At 63.5% G+C, this 14,818-nt stretch carries 17 protein-coding genes; 9 read left to right on the top strand and 8 right to left on the bottom strand.

Translation table 11 applies throughout. The features are described from left to right. The first annotated feature begins 44 nt into the window (after window positions 1–44). Complete coding sequence (locus JKG68_RS34530) at window positions 45–545, top strand: hypothetical protein (RefSeq protein ID WP_202059480.1); 501 nt, start codon at window positions 45–47, stop codon at window positions 543–545. Window positions 546–562: 17 nt separating this feature from the next. Here the strand turns inward: JKG68_RS34530 and JKG68_RS11695 are convergent, their stop codons facing one another. Then, the gene (locus JKG68_RS11695; protein WP_281399111.1) at window positions 563–1,570 is read right to left on the bottom strand and encodes a glycosyltransferase family 4 protein; all 1,008 of its coding nucleotides are present in this window, start codon (window positions 1,568–1,570) and stop codon (window positions 563–565) included. After that, entirely contained in the window at window positions 1,570–2,382 is an 813-nt protein-coding gene (locus JKG68_RS11690) for a UDP-2,3-diacylglucosamine diphosphatase (protein ID WP_202059479.1), read from the bottom strand. Before JKG68_RS11690 ends, JKG68_RS11695 begins: the two co-directional genes overlap by 1 nt. A gap of 227 nt (window positions 2,383–2,609) precedes the next feature. Here JKG68_RS11690 and JKG68_RS11685 point away from each other — a divergent pair, with 227 nt between their 5' ends. The 3 genes from JKG68_RS11685 (at window position 2,610) to JKG68_RS11675 (ending at window position 4,654) form a co-directional block, all read left to right on the top strand. Continuing rightward, window positions 2,610–2,867, top strand: coding sequence for a CBU_0592 family membrane protein (locus JKG68_RS11685; RefSeq protein ID WP_202059477.1), 258 nt, complete (start codon window positions 2,610–2,612; stop codon window positions 2,865–2,867). Between the two features lie 114 nt (window positions 2,868–2,981). Then, the gene (locus JKG68_RS11680; protein ID WP_312890781.1) at window positions 2,982–3,914 is read left to right on the top strand and encodes a DMT family transporter; all 933 of its coding nucleotides are present in this window, start codon (window positions 2,982–2,984) and stop codon (window positions 3,912–3,914) included. Between the two features lie 122 nt (window positions 3,915–4,036). After that, window positions 4,037–4,654, top strand: a complete 618-nt coding sequence (locus tag JKG68_RS11675; protein WP_202059472.1) for a helix-turn-helix domain-containing protein — start codon at window positions 4,037–4,039, stop codon at window positions 4,652–4,654. Window positions 4,655–4,679: 25 nt separating this feature from the next. Here JKG68_RS11675 and JKG68_RS11670 read toward each other — a convergent pair whose 3' ends face one another. From JKG68_RS11670 to uraH, 6 genes are all read right to left on the bottom strand, one after another. Next, the gene (locus JKG68_RS11670) at window positions 4,680–5,612 is read right to left on the bottom strand and encodes a c-type cytochrome (protein WP_202059470.1); all 933 of its coding nucleotides are present in this window, start codon (window positions 5,610–5,612) and stop codon (window positions 4,680–4,682) included. 60 nt (window positions 5,613–5,672) lie between these two features. After that, on the bottom strand, window positions 5,673–6,110 hold the full coding sequence (locus JKG68_RS11665) for a c-type cytochrome (RefSeq protein WP_202059468.1): 438 nt from the start codon (window positions 6,108–6,110) through the stop codon (window positions 5,673–5,675). 136 nt (window positions 6,111–6,246) lie between these two features. Beyond that, window positions 6,247–6,552: a rhodanese-like domain-containing protein gene (locus JKG68_RS11660; protein ID WP_202059537.1), complete on the bottom strand. Its 306-nt coding sequence runs from the start codon at window positions 6,550–6,552 to the stop codon at window positions 6,247–6,249. Between the two features lie 80 nt (window positions 6,553–6,632). Then, window positions 6,633–7,079, bottom strand: coding sequence for a peptidoglycan-binding protein LysM (lysM, locus tag JKG68_RS11655; protein WP_202059466.1), 447 nt, complete (start codon window positions 7,077–7,079; stop codon window positions 6,633–6,635). A gap of 79 nt (window positions 7,080–7,158) precedes the next feature. After that, complete coding sequence (gene puuE, locus JKG68_RS11650) at window positions 7,159–8,601, bottom strand: allantoinase PuuE (protein ID WP_202059464.1); 1,443 nt, start codon at window positions 8,599–8,601, stop codon at window positions 7,159–7,161. 2 nt (window positions 8,602–8,603) lie between these two features. Next, window positions 8,604–8,957 (bottom strand): hydroxyisourate hydrolase, encoded by a 354-nt coding sequence (gene uraH / locus JKG68_RS11645; protein WP_202059461.1) that lies wholly within the window; start codon window positions 8,955–8,957, stop codon window positions 8,604–8,606. 205 nt (window positions 8,958–9,162) lie between these two features. Between uraH and JKG68_RS11640 the strand changes: the two genes are divergently transcribed. The 5 genes from JKG68_RS11640 to JKG68_RS11620 all read left to right on the top strand — a co-directional run bounded on the left by JKG68_RS11640 (window position 9,163) and on the right by JKG68_RS11620 (window position 14,817). Beyond that, entirely contained in the window at window positions 9,163–10,389 is a 1,227-nt protein-coding gene (locus JKG68_RS11640) for a urate hydroxylase PuuD (RefSeq protein ID WP_202059459.1), read from the top strand. An 83-nt stretch (window positions 10,390–10,472) separates the two neighbouring features. Continuing rightward, window positions 10,473–10,907, top strand: a complete 435-nt coding sequence (locus JKG68_RS11635; protein WP_202059457.1) for a GlcG/HbpS family heme-binding protein — start codon at window positions 10,473–10,475, stop codon at window positions 10,905–10,907. A gap of 169 nt (window positions 10,908–11,076) precedes the next feature. Further along, a complete protein-coding gene (locus JKG68_RS11630) occupies window positions 11,077–12,663 on the top strand; it encodes a peptide ABC transporter substrate-binding protein (RefSeq protein ID WP_202059455.1) in 1,587 nt (528 codons plus the stop codon). An 82-nt stretch (window positions 12,664–12,745) separates the two neighbouring features. Continuing rightward, the gene (gene oppB / locus JKG68_RS11625) at window positions 12,746–13,666 is read left to right on the top strand and encodes an oligopeptide ABC transporter permease OppB (protein ID WP_202059453.1); all 921 of its coding nucleotides are present in this window, start codon (window positions 12,746–12,748) and stop codon (window positions 13,664–13,666) included. A gap of 8 nt (window positions 13,667–13,674) precedes the next feature. Further along, window positions 13,675–14,817, top strand: coding sequence for an ABC transporter permease subunit (locus JKG68_RS11620; RefSeq protein WP_202059451.1), 1,143 nt, complete (start codon window positions 13,675–13,677; stop codon window positions 14,815–14,817). The last annotated feature ends 1 nt before the right edge of the window (window position 14,818 follow it).

Raw genomic sequence — 14,818 nt, 5'->3', positions numbered from 1 at the left:
TGTTGAGGAGGAATCATACCCTGGCAGAGATGGACTGCGTTACCATGCCCGATGAAGACAAGGACGTCACGTTCGGCGATCTGGATTTCGACACCATCGAAGCAGCCGTCATGGAAACCGCCCGCGGACGCTGGTTCCTGAAGGAATACGCCCGGCGTAACCGCAATGCGGACACCCGGCTCGTCCTGGAAGCCGTGGACCGCCTCAAGCACCCGGATACCGGCGGAACAGGGATCGCAGGGCTGAAGGCCGACCTGGAGGAGATGGCCTCCGCCATCCGTCGGACCAAGGAAGACGTCCGCTCGCTTCCGGCGATAGAAGCCGACGACCCCTTGAACGGCCTGTCGGATGCCGAGTTCGAGGCGGCGGCGCAGCAGCGCATCAAGCGCATGGTCCGGACCCTGCATTACCTGGAGGGCCGCATCCAGGGCCTGTTGCGGCAGTGCGAGACTCCGGCGGATCGGCAGGAAGCCTCATCCGGGCAAGGCCCCTTCGACGATGAACCGTCCCCCCGCGCCCATCCGCACCCCGCCTTCCTGATGTAGGCCGGCTCAGGCCTCCGTTACCGCTCGGCGTGAGCCTTCTCGATGTTCGAGAAGAACTGCCTGGCGCTTTCACGCCAGGTGAACGTTTCGCCATAGGCCCGGCACCTGTCCTTCGGGATGGCCAGCGCCGCGAGAGCGGCCTCCCGCAGATCCTCGCTCAGAACGCCGCAGCCCGACGCGCCTATGACGTCCGCAGGACCGGTGACCGGAAAGGCCGCAACCGGCAGGCCGGACGCCAGCGCCTCGATGAGGACGATGCCGAAGGTATCGGTGAGGCTTGGAAAGACGAACACGTCCGAGGACGCGTAGACGCGCGCCAGTTCCTCCCCCACGAGCGTTCCCAGAAAGCGGGCCTCCGGGTATTTGCCTTCGAGCCACCCACGGGCGGGTCCGTCGCCCACGACTACCTTCGTGCCGGGAAGATCGAGGCTCAGGAATGCCTCCAGGTTCTTCTCCACGGCCACGCGCCCCACATAGAGGAAGACCGGCGAGGCCGCGTCCAGAACGCGCTCGTTGCGGGGCCGGAACAGGGAGGTGTCCACCCCCCTCGTCCAGCGCATGATGTTCCTGAAGCCCCATCCCGCCAGCTCTCGCTCGAGGGAAGGCGTGCTCACCATCATGGCCTTTCCGCCTTGATGGAACCGGCGCAGGGCGCGGTAGGACCAGGCTTCGGGGATCCGGGTGCGGGCTGCCACGTATTCGGGAAACCGCGTGTGGTAGCTCGTGGTGAAGGCCTGCCCCCGCTGGCCGCAGGCGAGCCGCATGGCAAGACCGACAGGCCCTTCCGTGGCGATATGCACATGGCTGGGCCCGGCTTCGTCGAGCGCGCGGGCCATGCCCCCCGGCCCCACGAGGGAGAGGCGGATCTCAGGATAGGACGGCATGGGTACGGAGCGGAAGCGTTCCGGCGTGAGAAACACCACCTCGGCGCCGAAGCGGGGCGCCTCTGCGGCCATATGCTCGAGGGAGCGCACGACCCCGTTGACCTGGGGATGCCACGCATCCGTTGCGATCAGCAGGCGCATCAGGCTGCTCTCTCGCTGACCGTTTCGATGGCGATGGTTTCGGCGGCGGCTTGCTCCTGCCCTGCTTCCGCCCAGCGGATCAGCTGCAGGGAGCCGTCGTAGTGCTCCACCACCGCCGTGCAGGATTCGACCCAGTCGCCGGTGTTCACGTAGGAGATCTCGAATTGCTCGTGCATCGCCGCGTGATGGATATGGCCGCAGATCACCCCGTCCGCGTCCTGGCGCCGGGCCTCCGCGGCCAGAAGCTCCTCGAAGCGGCTGATGTAGTTCACGGCGTTCTTGACCCTCAGCTTGGCCCAGGACGAGAGGGACCAGTATGTCAGGCCGAGCCTGCGTCGCACGATGTTGAGATGGGTGTTGATGAACAGGGCGGCCGTATAGGCCCCATCCCCGAGAAGCGCGAGCCAGCGGGCGTGCCGGACCACGAGATCGAACTGGTCCCCATGGATCACCAGGTAGCGCTTTCCGTCCGCCGTCTCGTGCAGGGCATGGTCCGCCAGCTCGATGCCGCCCAGATTGACGCCGATGTAATCGCGCAGGAACTCGTCGTGATTGCCCGGGATATAAACGAGCCGCGCGCCTTTGCGGACCTTGCGCATGAGCTTCTGGACCACGTCGTTGTGGGATTGCGGCCAGTACCAGCCCGACTTCAGGCGCCATCCGTCGACGATGTCGCCCACGAGGTAGATGGTGTCCGCATCGTAGGCCTTGAGGAATTCCAGCAGGGTGCCGGCCTGGCACCCCTTGGTTCCAAGGTGGAGATCCGACAGGAACAGCGTACGGACGCGGACAGCGTTGACTTCCTGAGCCATGCGACCTCCTCAACGAGCTTGCCGGCTTCAGACAAACAGGATTCGCATCTCGCCTCCGTGACGGTTCTCCTGCAGATTTGTGACGCTCCACCGATCATCCGACCTCAAATCGGCTGGACTGATGCCGGATCCTCAGTTCGCGACAGGCGCGGGTCAGGCAGAAAGTTCATTCCAAGGCGGATCGAATTGCCGTAAAGGCCCTTTTTCGGATCTGGCGAGGAGCATTGATGAACGTACCTGATCTCATAGGGCTGATCGGAGTTGCAGCCTATCTGTCGGCATACGGGCTGTTGCAATTGGCCATTCTGAAAGTAGAGGATAGCCGCTACGCGCTTCTCAATGCGCTCGGCGCACTGCTTATTCTTTATTCCTTGCTGTACGATTTCAATTTAGCCTCTTTCGTTACACAGACTGCATGGCTGGTGCTGACTGCGCTTGGCTACATACGCTCGCGCATCAAAAGCTCGCGGGCCGCCCGGTCCTGAGCCCATGCACCCGGTGCAGGGCCTGCGGGACTGTTTGGGTCTTCACGCGGCGGCCTCTCCGTGGTTGGTTGCATGCCTTCACGAGCAACTCGACCGCCGAAAAACACGCCAACAGTGAAACCTCTCCTGGGGATCTCCCTCAAAGTTCTGTCCGCTCTCGTCTTTACGATGATGTCGGCAACCCTCAAGACGCTCACCGCCCGCTACCCTGTCGGAGAGATCGTCTTCTTCCGCTCGGCTTTTGCCCTGTTGCCGCTTCTCGTCTGGCTCAAGTGGCAGGGGGACCTCATCAACGCCGTGCGAACCAAGAACGTCGTCGGCCACTTCAAGCGCGGCTTCATCGGCACGAGCGGCATGTATCTCGGCTTTGCGGCCCTCACCTACCTGCCCCTCCATGAAGCAATCGCCATCGGCTATGCCTCTCCGCTCATCGTCGTGATCCTGGCGGCCCTTCTCCTCAACGAGACGGTGCGCGCCTATCGCTGGACCGCGGTGGCCGTGGGGTTCGTGGGCGTTCTGATCATGCTCTCGCCCTACCTGAAGGTTGAGACCTTTGCCGGAGGGCTGGGCGCGGGGCCGACGCTCGGAGCCATCTGCGCCCTGGCGGGAGCCTTCTGCTCCGCAGGCGCCATGATCCAGGTGCGCCGCCTCACCGCGACCGAAAAGACGGGCGCCATCGTCTTCTACTTCTTCATCCTCGCGTCGGCCCTCTCGCTCTTCACCATCCCGTTCGGCTGGCGCATGCCGGATGCGCCGGATCTCGCCCTGTTCATCGTGGTCGGCTTCCTGGGCGGGGTCGGGCAGATCCTGGTCACGCAATCCTATCGCTATGCGGATACCTCGGTGATCGCGCCCTTCGAGTACACCACCATGATCTGGGCGCTCCTGTTCGGATGGTTCGTCTTCGGCGACCTGCCGACCCTTACCATGCTGACCGGAGCCAGCATCGTCACCGCGACGGGCCTGTTCATCGTCTGGCGCGAGCACCGGATCGGCCTTCTGCGCACCAAGGAGTTCCAGGCTTCTCCCCAGCGGCCAGGAGTCTAGGCAGGGCCGAGACTGAGCGGAAAAGGAAGCCCGCGACCTCTCCGGCGCTTGACCGGTCCGGCCGATTACCCCACAACCGCTTTGAGGAACGAACGTTCGGTTTTTCAGGACAGAGGCAGCTGATGGGCGTTGAAGGCAAAGAGCGGAGCCGGGACCTGGAAACAGGCGCGCAGGTTCTGTCCGGCAACATGGGCAAGACCATCCAGCGGCTGCGCAAGGCCTACAACCTGTCCCTGTCGGAGCTTGCCGAGCAGTCGGGCGTGGCGAAATCGATCATCAGCCAGATCGAGCGCAACGAGACCAATCCGACGCTCGCCACCATCTGGCGGCTGAGCCAGGCCCTGGACGTATCCATCGAGCGCGTCCTGGCATCGGGCGACGAAGAGCCCTTCATCGAAAAGTCCTCGAAGGCCGATACACCGATCCTCGTCTCCGAGGACGGCAAGATGCGCCTGGCGATCATCGGCTGGCTCAAGACCATCGAGTGGCTGCAATGGTACGACGTGCAGTCGGAGCCCGGCGGCGTGCTCGACTCCGACAGCCACCAGCGCGGCTCCGTCGAATGCCTGTCCGTCCTGGAGGGGGAGTTCGAGGTGGAGGTCGGCGGCGTCGTGCAGCAGGCCAAGGCCGGCGAAAGCCTGCGCTACCGCTGCGACCGGCCCCATTCCGTGCGCTGCGTCGGCAATGCGCTGGGCCGCGCCACCATGGTCTGCATCCTCAAGGCCGCCGTGATGGACTGAGCCTGCCCGAAAAGGCAGGCCACCCTTATTCCGGTCCTTTGAAGCCGGGCCTCGGCGGCAGCGAGAGCAGGTACTCCGCCATGGCCTGACGGTCGGCATCAGGCAGTTGCGCGGTGTTGCGCACCACATCCCCCATCGGCCCACCGACCGTATCGAACAACGGCGTCTCGCCGGTCTTGAGCAGCGTCGCCAGTTCCTCAGGCGCCCAGCCGCCGATGCCGGTCTGGTGCGGGGTGATGTTGGGAACGACGCCCCTGCCCTCCGGATCGGGCCCGCCTGCGAAGCGGCGGTCGTCGACGATGGCGCCTGCCACGTTGCGCTCGCTGTGGCATTCGGCGCAATGGCCGGGCCCGTTCACCAGATAGGCGCCTCGATTCCAGCTGGCGGACTTGGACGGATCGGGCTTGAAGGTCTGCCCGTCCAGGAAGGCGAGCTTCCAGAGGCCGACGCCGCGGCGGATGTTGAAGGGGAACGGCAGCTCATGGCCGGGCGCGCGGCCCTCGACGGGGGCGAGCGTCTGCATGAACGCGAACAGGTCCGACAGGTCGTCGGCGCTCATCCTCTGATAGGACGTGTAGGGAAAGGCCGGATAATAGTGACGTCCGTCCGGGGACGTGCCCTCATGCATGGCGCGGATGAAATCGGCCGTGCTCCAGCCGCCGATGCCGTCCTGCTTGTGGGGCGAGATGTTCGGCACGTGGAAGGTGCCGAAGGGGGATTTCAAGGCATAGCCGCCGCCCAGCCGCAGCTTGTCGTCCTGGTTCGGGGTGGCATGGCAGGAGGTGCAGCCTCCCGCATAGAACATGATGCGGCCGTTCTCCAGGTCGGGGCTTCTATTGCCGCTGGGAGCCGGCGCCTCTGCCCGGATGACGCGATAGGCCGAAGGCGATGTGAGAGCCAGGAAACCGAGCACACCGAAAACAGCCAGAGCAATCAGCCCGACGAGCGCTTTACGCATCGATCCTCCTTGAAATGAAACGGGCGGCCCAAAGGCCGCCCATCGTGACGTTCGAAAACCTTACGAGCTCTTCTTCCGGAACTCGTTGTGGCAGGTGCCGCAGTTCTGAAGCACCTTCGGCATCTCCGTCTTGAAGGAGGCCTCATCCTTGATGGTGGTCATGGCCGTCTGGGCATCCTGGCTCGCCTTCATCCCATAGGACTCGAACTTGGCCTTGTTCTCCCAGATGGACGGCAACGCCTCGGTCTTCTCGGCGTTCTTCGAGCTCTCCGGGAACAGGGTCACGAACTTCTTGGGGTTTTCCGCAAGAACCTTGAGGCTGGCTTGAACCTTTGCGAGGTCGAACGCCTCCTGGCCACGCATCATGGCGCCGATGGGCCGGGTCTGCGCGCCCATCTCCTTCATCAGAGCCTGACGCTGTGTAACGACATCGCTCTGGGAGATGGCTGCAGTTGCGCCGAGCGCCAGAAGGCCGGCAACGAAAAGAGTACGCTTCATTTATGTCTTCCCTCATAGGCACGACCGATGGCATCCCTCGCGAACCACCGCCGGCAGGCTGGCATTAGCGCATATCTGCGCAAGCTTGAGCACTCTACTTTAGAACACATCTATGTGATCTGCGGCTGCCGGCGGCTTACTCGACAGGCTCGCCCGCCGCAGCCCAATCCTTGAATCCGCCCTTGTAGTGCTCGCGGATGTCGCGGCCGGAGGCCTGCGCGGCCTCGATGGCCCGAACGGATCGGACCCCCGCCGCACAGGAAAAGACGATTCGCTTGCCCTCCGGCAGAGCCGAGGGATCGAAGGACGAGAGCGGATGCGACACGGCTCCCGGGATGTGGCCTGCGGCAAACTCATGGGGTTCGCGCACGTCGACCAGAACGAACGAGGCCTCACGAAGCCCCTGCTTGACGGCCTCACGGTCGAGATCGATGACGGGCACTGCTTCGCTCATGAAAGATTCCTCCCTGCGATCCCTGCTTCATACCGGCTTGGCAGGGAGGAACGCAATCGGACCGGGTCTTACGAAAGGGGCGGGATGCGCAAAACCCAGCCCGGCTGGATCATGTCCGGATCCTTCACCGGCGGCGAATTGGCTTTTACGATTTCCGTGTACTTCGCGCCCTTGCCCTTGCCGTAGTGCTTTTCGGCGATCTCCCAGAGGGTGTCGCCCTTCTGGACCGTGTACATGGTCGAGGGAGCGGAAGGCTGCTGGATCTGGAGGTCGGAGGTATCGACCTCGGCCACCCCATAGGTGTTGCCAAGGGAGAGGATGATCTTCTCGGCCTCCTCCTGGCTGACGGCCTCACCCGACAGCTTCACCTGATCGCCCTCAACCTTGATCCCGAGCTTGCTCGCATCGAAACCGTGACCCTGAACCTCCTGCTGCAGCTTTTCCGGAGTGGCGGCAGCGGCGCTTCCGCCGAAGATCTTGGCGCCGGCATCCTTGATAAATTTGAACAAACCCACGTTTTTCTCCTCTTCTGACGGCCGGTCGACAAGCGGCCAAGCCGAGACGAAGACGCGCGGTTGCCCTGAACGGTTCCGCTTAAGCCAGACCAGAAAACACATCCGTCAGGGACGGCAGGCGGTCCTTGAGCCTGAGCAGGGCGATCAGCTCGATCTGGACGATGGCCGTGGCGAATTCCTGTTCCGGGTCATGCTCCAGCCGTTCCTCGAAGGCCGCCAGGATCTCGTCCTTGGTTCGTCCCTTGACGGCCAGGATGAAGGGAAAGCCGAATTTCTCCTTGTAGAGATCGTTGAGGGCGAGGAAGCGGTCCCGCTCCTCCTCGGTGAGACTGTCGAGGCCGGCGGAGGATTGCTCGTTGCGTGAATCGTCCGTGAGATCGGCAAGCTTCAGGCGCCCGGCAAGATCGGGATGGGCATTGATGAGCGCCAGCTTCTGCCCGTGGCTTGCCCCCGAGAGCACATGGACCAGGGCGGCATGGAGCCCCTCGGCCGTATCCTGCCCCGTGGTGAGACCGGCCTCGAACGCCCGCTCGGCGATCCAGGGCGAATGCTCGAAGATGTCGCCGAAGAGTTCCACGAAAAGCATCCGGCTCATGGTGCTGGGCTTCAGCCCTGCCGGACGGTGCTGCCGGATCCAGTGCCGCGCGATGTCGACTCGCCGCACCACCCAGACATCCTCGTGGGACGCCACGTAGTCCAGGAAGCGGGCCAATGCCGCAGCACGGCCCGGACGGCCCACGAGGCGGCAGTGGAGCCCCACCGACAGCATCTTCGGCGCAGTCTCGCCTTCCGCGTAAAGCGTGTCGAACGAATCCTTCAGGTAGGCGAAGAACTGGTCGCCGGCGTTGAAGCCCTGCGGGGTCGCAAAGCGCATGTCGTTGGCGTCGAGCGTGTAGGGCACGATCAGCTGGTGATGCTTGCCGTGCTGCTCCCAATAGGGCAGCTCGTCCGCATAGGAATCGGCGCTGTAGAGGAAGCCGCCCTCCTCCGCCACCAGGCGGTTGGTGTGCTCCGAGGTGCGGCCCGTGTACCAGCCCAGCGGCCTTGCACCCGTCACCTCGGTGTGGATGCGGATCGCCTCCTTCAGATGAGCCCTCTCCTCCTCGGAGGAGAAATCCCGGTAGTCGATCCATTTGAGGCCGTGGCTTGCGATCTCCCAATCCGCCTCCTTCATGGCGGCGACCGCTTCCGGGTTGCGCATGAGGGCGGTGGCGACGCCATAGACGGTGACAGGCATCCTGCGCTCGGTGAACATCCGCCACAGGCGCCAGAACCCGGCACGGGAGCCGTATTCGTAGATCGACTCCATGCTCATGTGCCGCTGGCCGGGCCATGCCTGAGCGCCCACGATCTCCGACAGGAACGCTTCAGACGCGCGGTCCCCATGGAGGATGTTGTTCTCGCCGCCCTCCTCGTAGTTGATCACGAACTGGACGCAGATCCGCGCCCCGTTCGGCCAGCGCGCATGAGGCGGATTGCGTCCGTAGCCGACGAGGTCGCGGGGATAGGAGCTCTGGGGCAAGGTCAGCTTCCTCGATAGGTGGAGTAGCTCCAGGGGGAGACGAGTAGCGGAACATGATAATGCCCGTCGGGCTCGGCGATGGAAAAGCGGATCGGCACCAGATCCAGGAAAGGCGGATCGGCCATCGCCGCTCCAAGTCCCTTGAAGTACGACCCGACTTCGAAGACGAGTTCATAGGTTCCGGTGCGGAAGGCATCGCCGGCCATCAAGGGCGCGTCCGTGCGCCCATCGGCATTGGTGGCGGTGCGCAGCACCGAGCGCCGCCGATCGCCTTCGATGGCGAACAGCTCGATGGCAACACCGCGCGCGGGCTTGCCGTTGGCGGTATCCAGAACGTGGGTGGACAGGCGGCCCATGAAACCTCGCGGGTTGAAAACTGTCTCTTGTCGGCACGTGCATCTTTCGGGCTTGCGTTCCGGCGTCAAGCGGCATCCCTTCGTCTAGTTGCGCAAATGCCGGTTTTCCGGGACAGGGTTCCTGTTGAAAAAGCCTCGGTCGAGGCCTTTCGCAAACAGTATGGCCGCCTTAGGCTATCGCTTGCTTCATCCTTCAAGGGGCTCAATGATCGACCCGCAAATTTCCGAATGGATCAGCCAGATCATTCGCTGGATCCATGTGATCACGGCGATCGCCTGGATCGGCTCGTCCTTCTACTTCATCCATCTCGATCTCAGCCTGAAAAAGCGGGAAGGCCTGCCGGAAGGTGTCGGCGGCGAGGCCTGGCAGGTGCATGGCGGCGGGTTCTACAACATGCGCAAATACCTGGTTGCGCCGCCCGAGCTGCCGAAGGAGCTGACCTGGTTCAAGTGGGAGAGCTATTCCACCTGGATCAGCGGCTTCTTCCTGATCGTCTGGGTCTATTATCTCCACGCGGATCTCTACACCATCGACCCGGCGGTGCGCCCGCTCGCGTTGTGGCAGGCGCCCGCCATCGGCATCGGCGGCATCCTGGTGAGCTGGCTCGTCTACGAGGGCCTGTGCCGCTCGCCGCTCGGCAAGAACGGCCTTGCGCTCGGCGTCGTGCTCTTCGGCTACATCCTCCTTGCGGCATATGCCTTCACCCAGGTTTTCAACGGCCGCGCGGCCTTCCTGCATACCGGCGCGATGATCGCCACCTGGATGTCGGCCAGCGTGTTCTTCGTAATCATCCCGAACCAGAAGAAGGTGGTGGCCGAGCTCCTGGCCGGCCGCTCGCCCAATCCCCGGCTCGGCAAGGAAGCCAAGCTGCGCTCCACGCACAACAACTATCTCACCCTGCCAGTCATCTTCCTGATGCTCTCGAACCACTACCCCCTGGCATGGTCGTCGCATTATTCGGTGGGGATCGTCGGGCTGATCGTGATCGCGGGTGCGATCATCCGGCATTTCTTCAACTCCCAGCATGCCGGCAAGGGCTCGCCCTGGTGGACCTGGGGTGTGGCCGCGGCCTCCATCGCCCTTGCGATCTGGCTGTCGATCATCGGCAAACCCGGCAACGCCAATCTGGCCGACGCCGCAACGGACAGAACGCCCGCAGCCGTCACGGCCTCCTTCGACGAGGCCGTGCTCGCCATCCAGTCCCGCTGCTCCATGTGCCATGCGGCGGAGCCCGTCTGGGAGGGCATCCCCATCGCCCCCAAGGGCGTGCGCCTCGACACGCCGGAGGAGATCGCCCGCCATGCGGAACTCATCCGGATCCAGAGCGTGCTCACCCATGCCATGCCGCCCAACAACATCACCGAGATGACCCTGGAGGAGCGCAAGGCCGTGGCGACATGGCTGGCGTCCCAGGATACCGTCACCCGTTAAGAACGTGCACCCGTTAAGAAACGTGCACCCGCCGATCGACGTGCGCTGCTGCACGAGAACACGACGTCAGAGGAGGACTCCCAGTGCCCGAACTCACCCTTGAAACCGCCCAGACCATTGCCGCCGCAACCCTGAAATCCGCCCGGGAGAAGTCCTTCAAGCCTCTTTCCGTTGTGGTCTATGACGCGCGCGGCGCTCTCAAGGCTCTCCTCTCGGAGGATGGGACGAGCCTCAAGCGGGCGGAGATCGCCATGGGCAAGGCTTATGGCGCCCTCGCCCTGGGCGTCGGCTCCCGCGCGCTCCACAAGATGGCGACCGACCGTCCCTACTTCGTCGCGGCCGCCACCCATGCGGTCGGCGGACAGCTCGTTCCCGTGCCGGGCGGCGTCCTGATCAAGGATGCGCAGGGCGGGATCCTGGGCGCCGTGGGCGTCTCGGGCGACACGTCGGACAACGACGAGATCGCCGCAGCGGCGGGAATCGAGGCGGCCGGGCTGGTTTTCGACGCCGGCGCATAGCCCCTTCCACACCTTTGGAAGCCATACAGAATAAAGTTTCAGTCCATCGTATGGATAGTACTGGACATGAACAGTTGTTTGCACAACAAATAGGGCAAGGTCGCTGCCCTACCGGCGCTGACCGAGACATTAAAAGACTCCGAATAAAATCAGAAAGGGAACGCGTCCGATGTCATCATGGATCAAACGCACGGCTCTCGCCGCCGTCGCCACGGCCGCCCTCATGGGCGCCGCGTCGGCCGAAGTCGTCTACAACCGCGCCAATTCCGGCGAGCCCGAGACGCTCGACACCCACAAGACTTCGACCGTCCAGGAATTCCACATCCTGCAGGACATGCTCGAGGGCCTTGTCGCCTATGACATGAAGGCGAAGGCAACGCCCGGCCAAGCCGAGAAGTGGGAAATCAGCGACGACGGCAAGACCTATCGCTTTACCCTTCGTAATGGCCTGAAATGGTCGAACGGCGATCCCGTCACGGCCGAGGACTTCGTTTATTCCTACCGCCGCATCATGGATCCGGCGACGGGCGCGAAATACGCCAACATTCTCTATCCCATCAAGAACGCCGAGAAGATCAACAAGGGTCAGGCGAAGCTGGAAGAGCTCGGCGTCAAGGCCGTGGATCCGAAGACCGTCGAGATCACGCTTGAGCAGCCGACCCCCTACTTCATCGAGCTGCTGACCCACCAGACCAGCCTGCCGGTGCACAAGGGCTCGGTCGAGAAGTTCGGCAAGGACTTCGTGAAGCCGGGCAACATGGTCACGAACGGCGCCTACAAGCTCGCCGAGTTCGTGCCGAACTCCCACATCAAGCTCGTCAAGAACGAGAACTACCGCGATGCCAAGAACGTCCAGATCGAGACGGTGAACTACTTCCCGACCTCGGACTTCGCCGCGATGGTGCGCCGCTACGAGGCGGGCGAGCTCGACACGACCGACGACGTTCCGGCCGATCAGATGAAGTCCCTCAAGGAGCGCTTCAAGGATCAGGTCCAGGTCGGCCCCTGGTCGGGCACCTGGTACTTCATCGTGAACTCCTCCAAGGCTCCGTTCAACGACGTGCGCGTGCGCCAGGCCCTTTCCATGGCCATGGATCGCGAGTTCGTCGCCGACCAGATCTGGGGCCAGACCATGCTGCCGGGCTACTCCTTCATGCCTCCGGGCGTGGGCAACTACGGCGAGCCGGCCTACATGGACTACAAGGACGCGTCGCCGATCGACCGCGAGGAGAAAGCCAAGAAGCTTCTCCAGGAGGCCGGTTTCGGCCCGGGCAAGCCGCTGAAGGTCGAGGTCCGCTACAACACGACGGACAACAACCGCAACACGGTCATCGCCATCGCCGACCAGTGGAAGCAGATCGGCATCGAGACCTCCTTCATCAACACGGACGGCAAGACCCACTTTGCCCACCTGCGTGATGGCGGCGACTTCGACGTGGCCCGCTACGGCTGGATCGCCGACGTCAATGACCCGAGCAACTTCCTGTTCCTGCTCAAGAGCGACAACAAGGGCTTCAACTCCGGCAAGTACAACAATCCCGAGTTCGACAAGCTGCTCGATCAGGCGGCATCCGAAATGGATCTGAAGAAGCGCGCCGACATCATGCGGAAGGCCGAGGCCATCCTCATGAGGGACATGCCCTGGATCCCGATCATGTACTACGGCAAGAGCCACCTGATCTCGCCGAAGATCAAGGGCTTCGAGCACAACACGCGCGGCATCTACCCGACGCGCCTGCTCTCGAAGGTCCAGTAAAAATAATGTACCCAAAGGGGGCGGTCTGCTGGTCAGGCCGCCCTATTGTATTTCTGTTATGCTGTAGCAGGAGGAGCTTCCTATGCTCTCCTTCATCTCCCGCCGCTTCCTTTCGGCGATCCCCACGCTGTTCATCATCATCACGATCTCGTTCTTCCTGATCCGGCTCGCTCCAGGCGGACCGTTCGATCTGGAAAGGCCGCTCGAGGCCAAGGTGATGGAAAACCTCAATCGCATCTACCAGCTCGACAAGCCGCTGATCGAGCAATACTGGCTTTATCTGGCCGCGGTCATGCGGGGCGATTTCGGCCCCTCCTTCATCCTGCGCGACTTCTCGGTTGCCGAGCTGTTTGCCCGTGGACTGCCGATCTCCATGACCCTGGGAGCCCTGGCCCTGTCCTTCGCCATCATCGTCGGCGGCACCCTGGGGGCGATCGCCGCGCTGCGCCAGAACAGCACCATCGACTACATGGTCACCGGCATGGGCGCGCTTGGCCTGACCATTCCCAACTTCGTCGTGGCGCCGATCCTCCAGATCGTCTTCGGCTTGGCCCTGGCCTGGCTGCCCGTGGCCGGCTGGGCGAACGGCAACCTGCGCAATCTCATTCTCCCGGTAATCGTCCTGGCCCTGCCGCAGATTGCGGTCGTGGCCCGCATGACCCGTGCGGCCATGATCGAGAACCTGCGCTCGAACCACATCCGGACCCTTCGCTCGCTGGGCCTGCCGACGCGGGTGGTCCTGGCCCATGCCCTGCGCGGCGCGGCCCTGCCCGTGGTGTCCTATCTCGGCCCTGCGGCAGCGGCGCTGCTCACCGGCTCGGTGGTGGTGGAAACCATCTTCGGCCTGCCGGGCATCGGACGCTACTTCGTCGAGGGCGCCCTCAACCGCGACTACACCCTCGTCATGGGCACGGTCGTCGTGGTGGCCGTCTTCGTTCTGCTCTTCAACCTCGTGGTCGATATCCTTTACGCCCTTATCGATCCGCGCATTCGCTACGAGTGAGGCCTCCCATGGCTGAAGGCGCCGTACTTCCCGTCGAGACCATGACGGGTCCCATCACCGGACGCTCCCTCTGGGCCGAGGCCCGCGGGCGTCTCATCCGCAACCGGGCCTCGCTCACCAGCATTATCGTGCTGGCGTTCATCGCGCTTGCCTGCATTTTCGGACCCTTTCTCACGGGCCATCCCTTCGACCGGGTCTACCCGGATTACGTGAAGGTTCCGGCGAGCCTCGAGGCCTATCCGAAGGCCGACCAGATCGAGCCGCAGATCGAACGCATCGGGGCTCGCGTCCGGGCCAAGACCGAGAACGTCGCCGTCGACGGCGACGTGGTTCATATGAACCTCGTAAGCTCCAGCACCCGCCCGATCGACGAGCGGTTGCTGGCCTATTTCGAGCGCTCCGACCTCTTCGGCCCCGCACGGGTGGTCGAGCGGCAGGAGGAGGGCCGGCGCCTCGTCGTCGATGTGCCGCTCAAGCGGCAGTACTTCCTTTTCGGCACGGATACCAACGGGCGCGATCTCCTGACCCGCACCATGATGGCGGGCCAGGTTTCGCTCGCCATCGGGCTGCTGGCAACTTTCGTGGCGATCCTCATCGGCGTGATCTACGGCGCCACATCCGGCTATCTCGGCGGGCGGGTCGACCTGGTGATGATGCGCATCGTCGACATCCTCTACTCGCTGCCCTTCATCTTCTTCGTGATCATGCTGGTGGTGTTCTTCGGCCGCAACTTCGTGCTGATGTTCATCGCTGTCGGCGCCGTCGAATGGCTCGACATGGCCCGCATCGTCCGGGGCCAGACTTTGTCCATCAAGCGGCAGGAATACGTGCAGGCCGCCGAGGCTCTGGGCGTCGAGACGAAGGGCATCATCCGCCGCCACGTGATCCCCAACACCCTCGGGCCGGTGGTGGTCTACATGACGCTTCTGGTGCCGAAGGTGATCCTGCTGGAGAGCTTCCTGTCCTTCCTCGGACTGGGTGTCCAGGAGCCCAACACCAGCCTCGGCGTCCTGATTTCCGAGGGCGCCAAGAACATCCAGGGCGCCACCTGGATGCTGCTCTATCCCTCCCTCACGCTCGTCGCCATCCTGTTCTGCCTGAACTTCATCGGCGACGGCCTGCGCGATGCTCTCGATCCGAAGGACCGCTGAC

The sequence above is a fragment of the Microvirga aerilata genome, assembly GCF_016743775.1.
Taxonomy (GTDB): domain Bacteria; phylum Pseudomonadota; class Alphaproteobacteria; order Rhizobiales; family Beijerinckiaceae; genus Microvirga; species Microvirga aerilata.
Note: the sequence above shows the minus strand (reverse complement) of the source record. Positions and strands in the feature narration are given on the sequence as shown.